At 64.3% G+C, this 15,957-nt stretch carries 18 protein-coding genes and 1 pseudogene; 2 read left to right on the top strand and 17 right to left on the bottom strand.

From position 1 onward, the window contains the following. Nucleotides 1–51: 51 nt before the first annotated feature. Both ACESYO_RS01520 and aspS read right to left on the bottom strand, forming a co-directional pair. Nucleotides 52–339, bottom strand: a pseudogene (locus tag ACESYO_RS01520) (RNA polymerase sigma factor); the annotation flags it as partial. A gap of 201 nt (nucleotides 340–540) precedes the next feature. After that, nucleotides 541–2,325: an aspartate--tRNA ligase gene (gene aspS, locus ACESYO_RS01515; RefSeq protein WP_373209259.1), complete on the bottom strand. Its 1,785-nt coding sequence runs from the start codon at nucleotides 2,323–2,325 to the stop codon at nucleotides 541–543. Nucleotides 2,326–2,680: 355 nt separating this feature from the next. On the opposite strand from aspS, the gene ACESYO_RS01510 reads away from it, so the two are divergent. Together ACESYO_RS01510 and ACESYO_RS01505 are read left to right on the top strand one after the other, a co-directional pair. Then, on the top strand, nucleotides 2,681–3,217 hold the full coding sequence (locus ACESYO_RS01510; protein ID WP_373209258.1) for a hypothetical protein: 537 nt from the start codon (nucleotides 2,681–2,683) through the stop codon (nucleotides 3,215–3,217). Nucleotides 3,218–3,237: 20 nt separating this feature from the next. Beyond that, on the top strand, nucleotides 3,238–3,771 hold the full coding sequence (locus ACESYO_RS01505) for a methylated-DNA--[protein]-cysteine S-methyltransferase (RefSeq protein ID WP_058964159.1): 534 nt from the start codon (nucleotides 3,238–3,240) through the stop codon (nucleotides 3,769–3,771). 109 nt (nucleotides 3,772–3,880) lie between these two features. Here the strand turns inward: ACESYO_RS01505 and ACESYO_RS01500 are convergent, their stop codons facing one another. The 15 genes from ACESYO_RS01500 to ACESYO_RS01430 form a co-directional block, all read right to left on the bottom strand. Beyond that, nucleotides 3,881–4,165: a hypothetical protein gene (locus ACESYO_RS01500; RefSeq protein ID WP_058964158.1), complete on the bottom strand. Its 285-nt coding sequence runs from the start codon at nucleotides 4,163–4,165 to the stop codon at nucleotides 3,881–3,883. A 4-nt stretch (nucleotides 4,166–4,169) separates the two neighbouring features. Next, nucleotides 4,170–4,502, bottom strand: a complete 333-nt coding sequence (locus ACESYO_RS01495; protein ID WP_058964157.1) for a DUF4234 domain-containing protein — start codon at nucleotides 4,500–4,502, stop codon at nucleotides 4,170–4,172. A gap of 50 nt (nucleotides 4,503–4,552) precedes the next feature. After that, complete coding sequence (locus ACESYO_RS01490; RefSeq protein WP_283129146.1) at nucleotides 4,553–4,963, bottom strand: DUF2752 domain-containing protein; 411 nt, start codon at nucleotides 4,961–4,963, stop codon at nucleotides 4,553–4,555. A 61-nt stretch (nucleotides 4,964–5,024) separates the two neighbouring features. Then, nucleotides 5,025–5,432: a methylglyoxal synthase gene (locus ACESYO_RS01485; RefSeq protein WP_058964155.1), complete on the bottom strand. Its 408-nt coding sequence runs from the start codon at nucleotides 5,430–5,432 to the stop codon at nucleotides 5,025–5,027. 182 nt (nucleotides 5,433–5,614) lie between these two features. After that, nucleotides 5,615–6,349 (bottom strand): AAA family ATPase, encoded by a 735-nt coding sequence (locus tag ACESYO_RS01480; protein WP_270913645.1) that lies wholly within the window; start codon nucleotides 6,347–6,349, stop codon nucleotides 5,615–5,617. 279 nt (nucleotides 6,350–6,628) lie between these two features. Then, nucleotides 6,629–8,698, bottom strand: coding sequence for a penicillin-binding transpeptidase domain-containing protein (locus tag ACESYO_RS01475; RefSeq protein ID WP_373209257.1), 2,070 nt, complete (start codon nucleotides 8,696–8,698; stop codon nucleotides 6,629–6,631). Between the two features lie 19 nt (nucleotides 8,699–8,717). Then, nucleotides 8,718–9,242, bottom strand: a complete 525-nt coding sequence (mreD, locus tag ACESYO_RS01470) for a rod shape-determining protein MreD (protein WP_058964153.1) — start codon at nucleotides 9,240–9,242, stop codon at nucleotides 8,718–8,720. 35 nt (nucleotides 9,243–9,277) lie between these two features. Next, nucleotides 9,278–10,180 carry a rod shape-determining protein MreC gene (gene mreC, locus ACESYO_RS01465; protein WP_077138540.1) on the bottom strand — a complete coding sequence of 301 codons (903 nt, stop codon included), beginning with the start codon at nucleotides 10,178–10,180 and terminating at the stop codon, nucleotides 9,278–9,280. A 238-nt stretch (nucleotides 10,181–10,418) separates the two neighbouring features. Beyond that, nucleotides 10,419–11,435: a rod shape-determining protein gene (gene mreB, locus ACESYO_RS01460; protein ID WP_058964152.1), complete on the bottom strand. Its 1,017-nt coding sequence runs from the start codon at nucleotides 11,433–11,435 to the stop codon at nucleotides 10,419–10,421. 242 nt (nucleotides 11,436–11,677) lie between these two features. Continuing rightward, nucleotides 11,678–12,235 carry a Maf family protein gene (locus ACESYO_RS01455; RefSeq protein WP_373209256.1) on the bottom strand — a complete coding sequence of 186 codons (558 nt, stop codon included), beginning with the start codon at nucleotides 12,233–12,235 and terminating at the stop codon, nucleotides 11,678–11,680. Nucleotides 12,236–12,352: 117 nt separating this feature from the next. Then, nucleotides 12,353–12,598, bottom strand: a complete 246-nt coding sequence (locus ACESYO_RS01450) for a DUF4321 domain-containing protein (RefSeq protein WP_058964150.1) — start codon at nucleotides 12,596–12,598, stop codon at nucleotides 12,353–12,355. A gap of 24 nt (nucleotides 12,599–12,622) precedes the next feature. Further along, nucleotides 12,623–13,063: a dUTP diphosphatase gene (gene dut, locus ACESYO_RS01445; RefSeq protein WP_058964149.1), complete on the bottom strand. Its 441-nt coding sequence runs from the start codon at nucleotides 13,061–13,063 to the stop codon at nucleotides 12,623–12,625. Between the two features lie 96 nt (nucleotides 13,064–13,159). Next, the gene (locus ACESYO_RS01440) at nucleotides 13,160–15,196 is read right to left on the bottom strand and encodes a U32 family peptidase (protein WP_058964148.1); all 2,037 of its coding nucleotides are present in this window, start codon (nucleotides 15,194–15,196) and stop codon (nucleotides 13,160–13,162) included. Continuing rightward, nucleotides 15,186–15,632 (bottom strand): cell division protein ZapA, encoded by a 447-nt coding sequence (locus ACESYO_RS01435; RefSeq protein ID WP_276871302.1) that lies wholly within the window; start codon nucleotides 15,630–15,632, stop codon nucleotides 15,186–15,188. The genes ACESYO_RS01440 and ACESYO_RS01435 overlap by 11 nt, the downstream gene beginning before the upstream one ends. Nucleotides 15,633–15,650: 18 nt before the next feature. Further along, nucleotides 15,651–15,890, bottom strand: a complete 240-nt coding sequence (locus ACESYO_RS01430) for a hypothetical protein (protein ID WP_276871301.1) — start codon at nucleotides 15,888–15,890, stop codon at nucleotides 15,651–15,653. Nucleotides 15,891–15,957: the final 67 nt, after the last annotated feature.

Genomic DNA, 15,957 nt, shown 5'->3' with positions numbered 1-15,957 from the left:
ATGGGGGGCGATCTGGCCGGTGGAGTAGCCCTCCACATAATGCAAAAGCAGCACCACCCGGAATTTCTCCGGCAGACTCATCAAAGCCTCCAGCACCGCCCGATCCCCGGGCTCGGCGCACCGGCCCGCCACCTCCTCCAGCCCGGTGTGGGGATGGCGCAGCCGAAACCGCCGCAAATCTCGGCAGCGGTTGGCCGCCACCCGGATCAGCCAGGCCTTTTCGTGCTCCCGGCTGGCAAACGCCGGAGCCTTTTGCAGATAGCGCAGCAGGGTGTCCTGCACCGCGTCCTCCGCGTCCGCCCGGCTGCCCAGCGCCACCAGACACAGCCGGTAGAGCATGTCGCCGTACTGCTCCACCACCCGCTCCGCTTCGCCGGGCGGCGGGGTAAATTGCTCCATGATTCCCACTCCCTTCTGTAAGAAATACGCACAGGATGCCCCTTGCGGTCAATTTCCGGGCAAATATTTTTCGCCGGGGCAAAAAAACGCCGCCTCCCGATGTTCGGGAAGCGGCGCGTTTGCCGTTATTCAGTTGGCAGGTCAGCCCTCGGCGCTTACGGTGGCGATGCTCAGCTCGCGCAGCTGCTTTTCGTCCACGGTCTCGGGGGCGCCGCTCATCAGCTCGCTGGCGTTCTGCACCTTCGGGAAGGCGATCACGTCGCGGATGGAATCCCGCTTCAGCATCAGCATCACCATGCGGTCCAGGCCGTAGGCCATGCCGCCGTGCGGGGGTGCGCCGTACTTGTAGGCGTCCATCAGGAAGCCGAAGCTCTCGCGGGCCTTCTCCTCGGTGAAGCCCAGAGCCTTGAACATCCGGTCCTGCAGGGCAGGGTCGTTGATGCGGATGGAACCGCCGCCCAGCTCGCAGCCGTTCAGCACGATGTCGTAGGCGTTGGCGTAGCACTTGCCGGGCTCGGTCTCCAGCTTGTCCATGCTGTCCTCGGTGGGCATGGTGAAGGGATGGTGCATGGCCATGTAGCGGCCCTCTTCCTCGCTGTACTCGAACAGGGGGAACTTCACCACCCACAGGAAGTTGAACTTGTCCGGGTCGATCAGCTCGCAGCGGCGGCCAACCTCCAGACGAACCTGGCCCAGAGCGGTGCAGGCGCGCACGTTGTCCGCGTCGCTGACCACCAGCAGCACGTCGCCGGTCTCGGCGCCGGCGGCGGTACGCAGGGCGGCCTTCTCTTCCTCGGTGAGGAACTTCTCGAAGCTGGAGGTCTCGCCGTCCGCGGTCAGGCGGGTGTAGGCCAGGCCCTTGGCGCCGTAGGTCCTGGCCACGTCGCCCAGCTTGTCGATGGTCTTGCGGGTCAGCTTGTCGGCCAGGCCCTTGCAGTTGATCAGGCGAACGCTGCCGCCGGCCTCGATGGCGCCCTTGAAGGGGGCGAACTCGCTGGAACGCACCGCGCTTGTCACGTCGATGATCTCCAGACCGAAGCGGGTGTCGGGCTTGTCGGAGCCGTAGCGGGCCATGGCCTCGTCCCAGGGCATGCGCTGGAAGGGAGTGGCCACGTCGATGTTCAAAATCTCCTTCCACAGCTTCTTGATCAGGCCCTCGTTCAGGGTCATGATGTCCTCTTCGGTGACGAAGCTCATCTCCAGGTCCACCTGGGTGAACTCGGGCTGGCGGTCGGCGCGCAGGTCCTCGTCGCGGAAGCAGCGGGCGATCTGGAAGTAGCGGTCAAAGCCGGACAGCATCAGAATCTGCTTGTACAGCTGGGGAGACTGGGGCAGGGCGTAGAAGTGGCCCGGCTGCACCCGGCTGGGCACCAGATAGTCGCGGGCGCCTTCCGGGGTGCTCTTGATGAGCATGGGGGTCTCGATCTCGCAGAAGTGGTTGTCGCAGTAGTAGTTGCGGATGATCTGGCAGATCTTGCTGCGCAGCACAATGGGGTCGTGCATGCTGGGGCGGCGCAGGTCCAGATAGCGGTACTTCAGGCGCAGCTCGTCCTTCACCTTCACCTCGTCGCGGATCTCGAAGGGGGTGGTCTCGGCGGCGCTCAGAACACGCAGCTCGGTCACATACAGCTCCACGTCGCCGGTGGCGATCTTGTCGGTCTTGGCGTCGCGCTCGCGCAGAACGCCCCTGGCAATGACCACATACTCGCTCTTCAGGCTGCTGGCCTTCTCGAACACGGCGGGGTCGGTGGAGTCGTCGAACACCATCTGCAGAATGCCGGTGGTGTCGCGCAGGTCGGCAAAGATGATGCCGCCCTTATCCCGGCATTTGGCGATGGAACCGGCCACCAACATCTCCTGGCCCGCATCGGCCAGACGCACTTCGCCGCAATAACGGGTGCGGCGCAGATTTCCCATGGTTTCCATAATCAATAATACCCCTTTTATTTCAATCGCTGGAGCCCGAGAAACCCCGGGCTCCGCAAACTCTTAGACCGTTTTATTATACCATAAAGCGAAGCGAAATGGTATAATTCGCCTTCTTTTTCGGTTGCCCCGCAAGGGGCAAGAAAAAGGGCATAAAAATAACGGTGTAATAGCCGTTCCCGGCTATTATACCGCTTTCCACAAGATATTACAAGGCAAAGCGGCCTTTGCTGCTTGTTTTTTGCCCGCCGGGCGCTTACAATGGGGGCAGAAGAGCTTTTCCGGCCCCCGCGCCGTTCGCCGGTGGGGCGGCGCCGCGCCCTTTGAGGGCCGCCCAAAAAGGAGGGATCCCCCCATGAAGAAGATCGTTCTGCCTTTTGTCTGCTGCCTTGCGACGGTGCTGCTGGCCGGATGCGCCCCCGCTTCCGTCGCACCGGCCTCCACTTCCCTGCCCGGTTCCAGCAGCCCGGCGTCCCTCTCCCAGCCTGCCGACGAAGCCACAAGCGCCAGTGAACCCGCCGCCAGCGAGGCCCCGGAATGGACCGACGAAGCGGTGATGGAGCTGTTCCTCGCCCAGGAGCAGAACGCCCGGCGCACAGTGCTGGACTGCGTGGCGGTGCCGGACGGCGGCGAGGAGCTGGTGGGCGTGGTGCTGTACGCGGAGCCGGAGCACACGGACGTGCGGCTGGCGTTTCTCTCGGCGGACGGCACCTTCCAGCCGATGGGCATCGAGGCCACCCCCGCAAGCCCCAGCGGCCTTGCCTATCTGGGCAATGGCGAGGGCAGATTCCGGCTGGACATTCTGGACGAAAACGGCCAGCCTTCCGGTCAGATCATCACCTTCCGCCGGGAGGGCGGGGAGACCTTCTTCGCGGTGGAGCCGGAGGAATGATTGCAAAAAGGAGGCCCCTTATGCTGTACACCACCACCCTGACCGGCCCGCTGGGGCCGATGATGCTGGCGGGCACCGAAACCCACCTGACCGGCCTGTGGCTGGCCGGTCAGATGCACTATGCGGCCCATCTGCCGCCGGATGCTCCCCGGCGGGCTGAACTGCCCCTGTTCGCCCGGGCGGAGCACTGGCTGAACCGGTATTTTGCGGGGGATACTCCCAGCCCGGCGGAGCTGCCGCTGGCGCCGGAGGGCAGCGAGTTCCAGAAACGGGTGTGGGCGCTGCTGCTGACCATCCCCTACGGCCAGACCACCACCTACGGGGCGCTGGCCCGGGCCATTTCCGCCCAGACCGGCCGCCCCATGGCGGGGCAGGCGGTGGGCGGCGCGGTGGGCCGCAACCCCATTTCCATCATCATCCCCTGCCACCGGGTGGTGGGGGCAAACGGCAGCCTGACCGGCTACGCGGGCGGGCTGGACAAAAAGCGCTGGCTGCTGGCCCACGAGGGCGTAACGCTGCCCGGCTTTTCCACATCCGGCCCCGCTCCTCGTTGAAAACCCGGCGGCGTTTCGTTTCCGTCGGCTCAAAATGCGCAAAAACCCCGGCATCCGGAGCATTTCCGGGTGCCGGGGTTCTTTTTGTTTTCTGAATCCTGCACGCGCTTCACCGGCGCAGGAAAAAGCCCGCAAGGCAGGCGATGGCCACGGCCACCAGCGCGGCGGCCTGCCACAGCTGGCCCCGGCGCACCGCGCCGCCAAAGCGCAGCGCCCAGAGCGCGGCCAGACATACAAGGCAGAGCGCCACAAGGCCCAGGCCCACCGGCGCACCGATGGCAAACACCGGATCCGGCCAGGCTTTGCCGCTGAGTATTACGCCGCCCAGCACCGCAAGCCCCGCCACGGCGCAGCCCATGGTCAGCCGGTACAGGATACGCTGTGCCCGTTCCACAGGGTTAGCCCTGCATGCCGGCAGCGTGGTTGATGTCGTTCTGCATGATGGCCCAGTTCACGATGGAGAAGCCGAACAGGCTCAGCAGGATGAACAGCAGGCTGTTGTCGTTGCCGCCGTTCACGGTCATGTACGCCTTGCCCATCTTGTAGTTCCAGTACAGGCCATAGATGCCGCAGGTGATGATGCTCAGCAGAATCACGGTGAGGCCGCTGGTGCGCCACTCGTTCGGGGCCACCGCACGGGCATACTCGTTCAGGGTGTACATCCAGTACAGACCGTAGATGCCGCAGGTGATGATGCTCAGTATAATGCATACCACAATGTTTCTTGTCATGGGAAAACTCTCCTTCTCTGGTTCGCTGTCAGCGAAAAAAATTCAAGGCTTCAACAAAAGCCCAGCAGGGGCGCAAGGTTGCGCCATACGCCCCAGACTGCAAAATAGATAATCAGCCCCACGCCCACCGCGTTCACCGCACGGCCCCGGGCAGGGGTTTCCCGCAGCCAGCCCAAAAACACCCAGACCAGCCAGGGCGCAAGCACCGGCAGGCTGAACGCAAGGCCCGGATTCGCGGCAAAGGCCGCCCCCACATCCCCGTGCAGCAGGGCCAGAATGGCGGTGGTGATGCCGCAGGCCGGGCATTTGAGCCCGGTCAGCCGGTGGAAGGGACAGGGCACGAACAGGCCCAGGGTCTGGGTCTCGAGGGCATACAGCGCCCCGATCCCCACCACAAGCAGGGCCTGCTTTCCCCGCCGGGGCGAAATCCCCAGCCGGTCGATCCCCGCCCGTAAACGCAAAAGGGCCTTTCGGCAGATGCCGAAAAGCCCCGTTTTTGCTTGGTCTCGGCGCTCCGGCATATCAGTGCTGGGGCGGATTGACAATGTTGCGCCACTCCAGGTCGCCCCGCTCCAGGCCGTGGATCAGCACTTCGGCGGTGGCGATGTTGGTGGCGATGGGAATGTTGCGCACGTCGCACAGGCGCAGCAGGTTCATCTCGTTGGGTTCGTGCGGTTTCGCACTGATGGGATCGCGGAAGAACAGAAGCAGGTCGATCTCGTTGCAGGCGATGCGGGCCGCGATCTGTTGATCACCCCCGTGCACGCCGGACAAAAAGCACTGGATGGGCAGGCCGGTGGCCTCGCTCACCAGCTTGCCGGTGGTACCGGTGGCCAGCAGGTTGTGCTGGCTGAGCACCCGGCAATAAGCGATGCAGAACTGCACCATCAATTCCTTCTTCGCGTCATGCGCGATCAATGCGATGTTCATGGACGTAACGCCCTCCTTCTTAAAACAAGCTAACGTTCTGGCGTGCCCGGGCGGCACGCACCTTCTCCAAACCTTTATGGGGGATTGCCTCTATGGGGGCGAACCGCCGGGGCTCGCCCGAAGTGGATCAAACAAATGGGAAACCATGCCGCAGCATGGGCAAAACAATTTGGATGCGCCTTTCAGCGCACGGCCAGCGGAACCTGCTGGCCCAGAATACGGCGGGCCAGATTGTCAAACGCCCGCCATGCCAGGGTATTCTCCGGCAAAGCCTCGCCGGCGGCGGTGCTTTTCAGCAGGGCCGCGCTCTCCGGGATGACCCCGATCAGCTGCACGGCCACCGTGTCGATGCACTCGTCCAGGTCGGCCACCGCGCCCTTGTCGAAGGTGGAGGGACCTACCCGGTTCACCACCAGGCGAACGTTGGTAAATCCGCCCTCATACAGTACGTCGGCGGCAATGTGGCCGTCCCGCAAAGCCACCGGGTCCGGCGTGAGCACCAGCAGCGCCATCTGGCTCACCACCATGGCGGCCGCAAAGGGCGCGCCCAGACCGGCGGCGGTGTCCACCAGAATGAAGTCGTAGTGTTTGGCCATCTTCCGCGTGAGCTTTGCCAGCTGCTGGGGCTGTACGTTTCCCCGCTCGTAGGGGGCGCTGATCAGCGAAAGCCCTTTGTAGACCGGGCTTTCCACAATGGCCTTGCGCCAGTCGCACCGGCCGCACAGCACATCCGAAATGTCGTACACGGTGCGGCCCGCGGCCCCGGCGATGATGTCCACGCTGCGCAGGCCGCTGTCCAGCTCGATGAGCAGGACCTTTTTGCCCGCGGCAGCCAGGCGGCTGCCCAGCAGCACCGACACGGTGCTTTTTCCTGTGCCGCCCTTGCCGGAGGCCACCATAATGATCTGTGCGGCCACGGGTCGGACCTCCTTTTTTCGGCCGGGATGGGGCCGGGATCAACGAAAAATGGTATACAGGTGCCTATGATGCACCTATATTAACATGATAGCACAAAGCGGGGGCGATAGCAAGTTGTGCTTTGTGTATTTAAGCCAAAAAAATGTGTTTTTCGCTCTTCTTTTCGCCGTTTTTACCCGAGAGAACCGCCCCCTTGCAGACACAAATGGGCACGGCGTACCAAGCGGCCCGCCGTGCCCCGGGGGAATGCTGTGTGCGGCGTTGCCTGCCGCCCGTTATCAGGGCAGCAGCACGCCCTCGGACTCGGGCTCCAGGCCCTCGCTCTGGGTATAATAGTAGCTGTCGAAGATGCTGCGCACCAGCGGCAGGCCGTTGGAACCGCCGCCGCCCCATTCCAGCACGATGCCGATGGCCAGCTGGGGATCCTCCACCGGGCCGTAGGCGATGACCGCGGTGTTGGTGTAGGCGTAGTTGCCCTTTTCGTCCCGCTCCCAGCGCTGGGGGCTGCCGGTCTTGACGGCGATGTTCAGCGGGTAATCCCGCAGGGCGCTGCTGTCCCGCGCGGCGCCCTGCATGCCCTGTTCCACCGCGTCGAAGGCGCCGATGTTATCCTCGATCTGCTCGGCCACCACCGGCTCCACCTCTTCGATCAGCTCGCCGGTGTTGCTGTCCCGGTAGCCGGAGATGATGTGGGTGGAGTGACGGGTGCCCTTGTTGGCCAGGGTGGCCGCGTAGGTGGCCAGCTGGATGGGTGTCACCTGGGTGTTGCCCTGGCCGATGGCCGCCTGCAGCTCCAGGCCCTTGCCGTAGTTTTCGTCGGTGGTGTGGGTCAGGTTGCCGGTGGACTCGCCCAGCTCAAAGCCGGTCTTGGTGGCAAGGCCCAGGCTGGTTGCCATCTCGTCGAAGTTTTCCAGCCCCACCCGGCGGCCCACGTCATAGAAATAGATGTTGCAGCTGTGGGTCAGGGCCTCGGTCAGGTTGGTGGGGCCGCTGTGGGGGCCCAGCTGCTGGCACACGGGCTTGTAGTCGGTGTAGAAGTCGTACACGCGGGTGCAGTTCACCGTGTCCTCGGGGGTCACGATGCCGCCCAGCAGGCCCGCCAGCGCCACCGCCGGCTTGAAGGTGGAGCCGGGGGCGTACAGGCCGGTGGTTGCCCGGCTCAGCAGCGGGGTGTTGGGATCCGAGCTGTAGGCGCTGTAATTGGTCTTATACAGGTTCAGATCGTAGCTGGGGTAGTTGGCAATGGCCAGAATCCCGCCGGTTTTCACGTCGATGACCACCGCCGAGCCGGAGGTGACCTCCTTGTCCTTGGTGGGCTCCTTGGTCTGCTGCATCTCCAGAATCAGGGCCTCCAGCTGCTCGTTCAGGCTCTTCTGCAGGTCCTTGTCGATGGTCAGCACCACCGTCTCGCCGGGCTGGGGGTCCACCAGCATCTGGGTGCCCACCACCACGCCGCTCTTGTCGCGGCTCACCTGCTGGGTGCCTTCCTTGCCCCGCAGCCGGTCCTCGGCGTATTTTTCCACGCCGGACTGGCCGATCAGGTCGTTCATGTTGTAGCCCGCGTCCTTTAAGGGGGTGGTCACGTTGCCGTTTTCGTCCTCCACCCACCACTGCTCGCTGGTGATGCTGCCCACGCTGCCCAGATAATGGGGCAGCAGGGTGCCGTCCTCATACACCCGGTGGGTGGTCTCGATGATCTCGGCGCCCGCAAGGCTCAGGCTGCGCTCCTTGACCATGGCCACCGTCTGGTTGGAGATGTCGCTGGCAAGGGTGAAGCTGTTGCTGGCGCTGAAATCCTCCAGCTGCATCTGGTAGCGCACGCCGGCCAGGATCCGCTGCCACCGGGGGTCGTAGTCCTCCAGCTTGTAGCGCTCCACCAGCTTTGCCATCACCTGATCGGCGGTGGCGTACTGCTGCAGCTCGATGTTCTCCTTCAGCTTGGCCAGCCGGCTCTGGGCGGAGGTGTCGTCCCCGTCGGTGAAGGTGTAGTGGCCGCTTTCGTCCGGGCTGCTCACGGGCATGGTGTCGTTCCATTCCTCGCCGCAGCTCTGCAGAATCTCCACCAGATCCATCACCAGCTGGTTCACGTCGCCGGTGAGCATCAGCTGATTGATCACAAGGTCGTAGCCCACCGCGTTGGAGGCAAGGGCGCGGCCGTAACGGTCCACGATCTCGCCCCGGGCGGCGGGGATGTTGAATTTATAGTTGGTCACGCTCTGGGCCTGGCTTTTGTATTCCTCGCCGTTCACCAGCTGGAATTCCACCAGCCGCAGCAGGATAATGCCCAGCACCACAAGGCTGATCCCGATCAGTCCGCCCACGCGGCGGAACACGCTTTTCTGGTCCATCGGCCGGCCTCCCTTCCGGTTACTGTTCGGGCACGAAATGCCCGGCCACCCGGCGCACCGCCATCATGGCCAGGGGCGAAAGCACCGCCGTGTAGATCACCATGGGCAGCACCGTGGTCAGGTACCGCTCCATCGCCCCGCTGTAACCGGGCATCAGGTAGTAGAACAGAAAGTCCATGCCGGTGACCAGCAGGCAGCAGGCGGCGTTCACCAGAATGAAGTTCACGGTGTTCACCCGCAGATACAGCTCCACCACCACGGCGGCGGCAAAGCAGATGGCCATCAGGCCCAGGGCCATCAGGCCGCCGACCCGGCTGGCGGTCCAGTCCCACAGAAAGCCGCCGGCCACCGCCAGCAGCGCGCCGGGATACTCGCCCTCGTAGATGGCCACCGCCAGGCACACCGGCAGAATGAACAGCGGCCGCACCCCGAAGATGGACAGAAAGCCCGGCAGGCTTTGCAGGGTGGCCGCAATGAGCAAAATCAAAAAGTAGCAGGCCCATTTGGCCAGCAGAATCAAATTCCGTTTGCGGCGGCTCGTCATGCAGCGCGCCCCCTTTCGTTGGCAGCCCGCGGCGCTCAGCTTTCCGGCTGGGCGTCGGAGGCGGTCTGGTTTTCCTCGGCCTGCTGGCCGTAGGCGGTTTCAAAATCGGTGATCACGAACACATGCTTCACGTTGTTCACGTCGGCGCCGGGCTCGATCACCGCGATGGAGGAGCGGCCGCTCTCCTCGGGCAGGATCTCCTCGATGGTGCCCACCCGGATATCCGCCGGGAACTCGCCGCCAAGGCCGGTGGTGATGATCTGGTCGCCCACCTGGGCCAGCGTATCGCGGGAGAGGTTCTCCAGCACGCAGCGGCCGTCCGACGCATAGGCGGAATTGCCGTTCAGGTTGCCGGTGTCGCGGGTGCGGCTGACCACGCAGGCCACATAGGAGCCGGGCTGCAGAATGGTCATCACCTTGCTGGACGCGGGGCCCGTCTCCAGCACGCGGCCCACCAGATACCCCTGATCGCTCACCACCACGTCGCCCTGCTGCACGCCGTCCAGCGTGCCAAGGTCGATGGTGAAGCCGCCGAACTGTTCCAGCGGGTCGCGGCCGATCACAAAGGCGGAAACATAGGTGTATTCGGGGCTGTCGTCCTCCAGCCGGTCACGCTCCCTGTAGGCGTCGTTCTCGGCCTTGAGCCGGTCGTATTCCACCAGCTTATCCTGCAGCTCCCAGTTTTCCTCCTTCAGCGCCTCGTTTTCAGCGATGATGGAGTCGATGCGGGCGTATTTGTCCAAAAGGCCGTCCACGCCGCCGCTCACGGCGCTGGCCCCCTTCTGGAAGGGCGAAAGCACCGCGCTCAGGATCTGCTCCGGCGCGCTGGCCAGCCGCCCGTTGGCCCCGGCCCAGGCCATGATGCCGCCCAGCAGCACCGCCAGCGCCACAAGGGCCTTGAATTTTCCGGTATTGAAAAAGTCCTTCAGCGGGCTCACCTCCCTGGTTTTGCCGGGGCCGCTGCGTCAAAACGGCGCACTGCCCCGGCGTGTTCCAATGTTCAGAGATAGAAGGCAGCACCGCACAATTCCAGGTGGTGGAGTGCGCCGCCTGAGCCCATCGGGCGTGAATTGCGGGGTGTTGCCTGAAGTAAAGAAAGGCGCGGGCCGCCCGGCCTGGGCCGCCCGCGCCGGTGTTGTGCGTCTGCCAAGGCAGGGCGCGGCCCTGCGGCTTGAATCAGAAGTGAGAGGAGTTGTCGTCCAGCACGTCGCCCAGCAGGTCGATGTGATCCAGCACGGCGCCGGTGCCGGCGGCCACGCAGTCCAGCGGGGTCTCGGCCACATGCACGTCGATGCCGGTCTCACGGTGAACCAGCTCATCCAGGCCGCGCAGCAGTGCGCCGCCGCCGGTGAGCATGATGCCGTGGTCGATGATGTCGGCGCTCAGCTCGGGCGGGGTGCGCTCCAGAGTCTCCTTGATGGCGTCCACAACCTTCTGCAGGCTCTCGGCCAGCGCGTCGCGGATCTCCTCGGAGTGAACGGTGATGTTCTTGGGCAGGCCGTCCACCAGGTTGCGGCCCTTGATCTCCATCTCCTTCTCCTCCTCCAGTTCGTAGGCGGAGCCGATTTCGATCTTGATCTGCTCGGCGGTGCGCTCACCGATCAGCAGGTTGTACTTGCGCTTGATGTAGGCAATGATGGCCTGATCGAACTCATCGCCGCCCACACGAACGCTGCGGGCCGCCACGATGCCGCCCAGGCTGATCACGGCCACCTCGCTGGTGCCGCCGCCGATGTCCACCACCATGCTGCCGGAGGGCTCGCTGATGGGCAGACCGGCGCCGATGGCGGCAGCCATGGGCTCCTCGATCACGCTCACCTGACGGGCGCCCGCCTTCAGGGCAGCCTCCTTCACGGCGCGGCGCTCCACCTCGGTCACGCCGGAGGGGATGCAGATGACCACGCGGGGGCGGAAGAACATGCTGTTGCCGCACACCTTCTTGATGAAGCGGGCCAGCATGTTGGCGGTGATGTCGAAGTCGGCGATCACGCCGTCCTTCAGGGGGCGAACCGCCATGATGCTGCCGGGGGTACGGCCGATGACCGCCTTGGCCTCGTGGCCAACGCTGCGCACCTCGTCGGTCTTGGTGTCCACGGCAACCACGCTGGGCTCCCGCATGATGATGCCCTTGCCCCGCAGGTAAACCAGGGTATTGGCGGTTCCGAGGTCGATTCCGATATCCTTGCTGAACATAAACTCGTTTCTCCTTTTCTCACAGGCCTCACACCGAGGCGCACACTCTATTTTAAATGGCCGGAATAAAAATCAAAAAAACGCACCGCCGCCGGTTTCCGGTCTCGGCCGGGTCGTCGTACGGGCATTCTACCTTATTATACCCGCCCGCGAAAGCATTCTCAACGGGCGCGGGGCTCTTTTTTCAATTTCTTCAAACTTTTTGCCCGCTTTTGCCCCGTTTTTCCCACTTTTGCCCGCTTTCAGATGCCGAACTCCCGCAGCAGCCGGGCCAGGCGGGAAACCGGCAGGCCCATGATGTTGTAGTAGCAGCCGTCGATGCCCTCGCAGAACAGGGCCGCGGTGCCCTGAATGGCGTAGCCGCCGGCCTTGTCGTAGGGTTCGGGGGTGTCCACATAGGCCTGAATGGCCGCCTCCTCAATGGGGTAAAAGCGCACGGTGCTGGTGGCCACAAGGCTCCTGCACACATCACCCTTGCACACGCACACGCCGGTGTGCACCTGATGCCCCTTGCCGGACAGCTCCCGCAGCATGGCCACGGCGGCGTTCCGGTCGGCGGGCTTGCCGAAGATGTGGCCGCCGCAGTCCACCACGGTGTCGCAGCCGATGACCACATCCTCCGGGTGCTCCTTGGCCACGGCTTTGCACTTCGCGGTGGCCAGGGCCAGAGCGGTCTCGGCGGGGGTGGGGGCGGTGATGGCGGACTCGTCCACCTCACTGGTAATCACGGAAAACTCCGGGCAGATCATGGCCAGCAGCTCTTTGCGGCGGGGGCTTCCGGATGCGAGGATCAATGACATAACGATTTTCTCCTTTGGTTTATTTCAAGTGACGGTAAATTTTTTTAGAAAGGGCTGCCCATGGGGCATTCCCACAAAAAAGCCCGGGCCATGAGCCCAGGGCGAAGCGGGCGGAGCTCAGATCTCCACCCGGTGATACACAAAGATGGCCAGCGCCAGCGCCAGAACCTGCGCCACGCTGAGCTCCATCACGAAATCCAGATTCAGGCGCAGCACGCTCAGATCCAGCTGGGGCGCAAACCGCAGCGCCTTGGAGTAGGCCAGCCAGGAAAGGGTCGGCACCCCGGCGCACACCTGGGCCAGCAGCCCGCCGGCGATCACGCCCGCCAGCAGGCAGAAACACAGAAACAAAGCGTTTTTCATGGGTCGTTTTCTCCTTTGCCCCGCTCACAGGCGGCCGGTGGAGCCAAAGCCCCCCGCGCCCCGGTGGGTATCGTCCAGCGTTTCGGCCTGCACAAAGGTGCCCTGGGCCACCGGCAGGATCATCAGCTGGGCCACCCGCTCGCCGGGCTCCACGGTCACCGGCTCCTCGCCCAGATTCACCACACCGGCGCCGATCTCGCCCCGGTAGTCGGAATCGATGACGCCCACCCCGTTGGAAAGGGTCAGCCCCCGCTTCACCGCAAGGCCGCTGCGGGCGCAGAGCAGGGCCACCCACTGGGGGCCGGGCAGCTGCACCGCCACGCCGGTGGGAATGATGGCCCGCTGGCCGGGGGCCAGCGTGAGGGGTGCGTCCAGCGCGGCGCACAGGTCGGCGGCCGCCGCGCCGGGGGTGGCGTAGGCCGGGGCCTTGGCCCCCGGCCGGGTGAGGATGTATGGGATCTCCATGGGAAGGATATTTCCTTTCTGTTGAAACTCTAATCTATATTACTGTTTGCAATTTCACATCCCTTCCGGCAGGAAGGGTGCGGAGCCGCCCCGGAATTATTGAGCCGGTTTATAATACAGGCCCCGGGTGAACTCGCCGGGCCAGGTCTCGCCCTTGCGGTACCGGTCGATGACCTTCGCCGCCTGCTCTTTGCTCTCGATGGTGAACAGCAGCACGCCCGCGTCTGCAGGCACCTCTCCGGCCCGGTCGCCCAGATACAGGGGCACCGGGTTGTAGACCTGACGCACACCGCCGCCGCAGCGCACCGGGAAGTGCTTGTTCTTGCGGTCGGTGAGTTCTCCCTTTTTGTCGCAGCGGGCGCAGTCGGTCACGTTCTGCAGGGGACAGGCCCGGGTGAGCATCAGGGGCATGTGGCCGTAGACCAGCGCCCAGGTGGGCACGCCGGGGGCGATGGCCGCCATCTCGTTGAAGGGCACCTCGGGCAGCACGGTCATGGCCCGCAGGCCCAGCTGTTTGTAAGTATCGGCGGCAAGGGGGTTGGTGATGTTCAGCCCGAACCCGCCGTAGAGGGGCAGGCCCTTTGCCAGCCGGAAATGGGCGATGTTCTGGGCCAGATACCCGGCAAAGCCCCCGTTTTCCGTGGCCGCGATGGCCTTGGCCACCGCTTCCTCCATGGCCCCGAACATGGCCCGGGGCAGCTCCAGCACGGTCTTGGCCCGCAGGTTCTGGGGAACCTTCTCCGCCTCAAACACCGGAACGATCAGCCCGGCAAGGCTCTCGGCGTTTTCCGGCCGCTGCCCCCAGTGCTCGAACCGGCCCCAGAGGGGCAGTTTGGCGGGCAGGGAATGCCGCTGGGCGGCGGGCAGGGGCAGTCGGGTAAACGCCCAGGGCTTAATTGCGCTGCGCTTTTTGAGCAGGCTTTCCAGCGCCGCCCGGCGCACCTCGTTCCACTCGCTGCCCGGCAGATAGCCCGGCTCGCCCTCAATGGTCAGGCTCTCCAGATAGAAGGGCGTGCCGCCGGTCTTGCCCAGCGCCCGCTCGATGGCGCTGCGCTGGTCCTTTTCCGCCTTCTGAGGGGCGTTCTGGGTGTAGGCGATGGCGGTGTTGCCCTCGCCGTCGGCGGCGGTGAGCTTGCAGCCCTCCTCTTCGCAATACAGGGTAAAGCGCACCGGCACCCGGGGCATCTCCCGGCGGTACAGCTCCCGCAGCGCGGGCATCACCGCCTTGCTGGCGGCGCTGTCCTCAGCGGTGCGCACTCCGAACATGGTGCCGTTGATCTTCCCTTCGATGTAACCATTCGTAAAACCAGAACGGGAAAATACATTCTGTAAAACCTGCTCATCGTAAGCCTGCCCGGCCAGCGACTGGCGGCAGGCGTTCACTGCCGCGGCCACATACTCGGGGCCACGCAGCCGCCCCTCGATCTTGGCGCTCACCACACCGGCGGCGGCCAGCGCGGGCAGACTGCCCACGGCGGAAAGATCCTTCAGGCTCAGATGGCAGGCCCCGGAGCCGTCCGCCGCAAAGGGCAGGCGGCAGGGCCCGGCGCAGCCGCCCCGGTTGCCGCTGCGTCCGCCCAGAAAGGCGCTCATGTAGCACTGGCCGGAAACGCTCATGCACAGCGCGCCGTGCACGAACACCTCCACCTCGATGGGGCAGTTTTTGGCGATGTGCTCAATTTCGGCAAGGCTCAGCTCCCGGGCCAGAATCACCCGGGAGAAGCCCAGCTCGGCCAGCTCCAGCGCACCCTCCAGCGTGTGCACGCTCATCTGGGTGGAGCCGTGGATGGGCAGGTCGGGGGCCATGCGGCGGGCAAGGGCCGCCACCGCCAGATCCTGCAGAATCACCGCGTCCGCCCCGGCGGCGCACACGTCGGCCAGCGCGTCACACAGGCCCTCCACCTCCGCCGGGTGGGCGGTGGTGTTGATGGCCACATACACCTTCACGCCGCGGCCGTGGCAGAAGCTCACCGCCTGCCGCAGCTCGTCTGCATCAAAGTTGCCGGCGGTGCGCCGGGCGCTGAACCGCTTCAGGCCCAGATACACCGCGTTCGCCCCGCTGTAAACCGCGGCGGTCAGCGCGTCCATATTGCCGGCGGGGGCCAGAATTTCCATGGGTGCGTTACTGTTCATTGCTCTCCTCGTTGGCAGGGGTTTCCTCGCCGGCGGGCTCGGCTTCGGCGGCAGCTTCCGCCTGGGCAGCGGCCTGGGCGGCGGCTTCAGCGGCGGCCTGCTTTGCCTTCAGAGCCTCCAGCTCGGCGGTCAGCTTCTCCACCTCACGGCGGGCGTGCTCCGCGTCCAGCTTGGCCTTGGCGGCGTCCTCCAGATAATCCTTGATCTGGGCGCGCATGTTGTCGGTGCTGGAGGCGTTCTTGTTCAGCTCGTCCAGATAGCTCAGCGCGCTGATCACGGCGCTGGCGGCCACGCTGGCGCTGGGGTTCTGGGTCATGATCTCGGTCATATCATTGTCCAGCCGTTCGGCCAGCTGGTTCACATATTCTTCGGAATCGGTGGTGGATACAATATAGTTGGACCCGCAGATGGTCAGCTTCACTTTGGTAACCGGCATAATACAATCCCTCTTCTTTCACAAAGCTCCACGCCAAACGGTGCGGAGTAAATTTCGGCGGCGACCCGGCAGGCGTTCGCCGGCCGCAGCCTTGACCTTTATTATAGTATAAAGCACCCCCACAGAAAACCCCTTTTTTTGTCGCATCGTGCCTTTTTGCCCTTTGGAGCACAGGATATGTTTACCGAAAACGTATTTTTTCTTGAAACAGGCCCGATAAATTGGTAAAATAAAAGAGCGGCCCTGCATGATCCGCATTCCGGAAATCCTGCGGTGCCGTTTACTGTGTGCAGCCCTGCTGCCAGGCCGCCCGGCCCCGGCCCTC

This window comes from Allofournierella massiliensis (assembly GCF_964241245.1).
GTDB classification, from domain to species: Bacteria; Bacillota; Clostridia; order Oscillospirales; family Ruminococcaceae; genus Allofournierella; species Allofournierella massiliensis.
The sequence above is the reverse complement of the archived record's forward strand: the minus strand, read 5'-3'. Positions and strand labels throughout refer to the sequence as shown.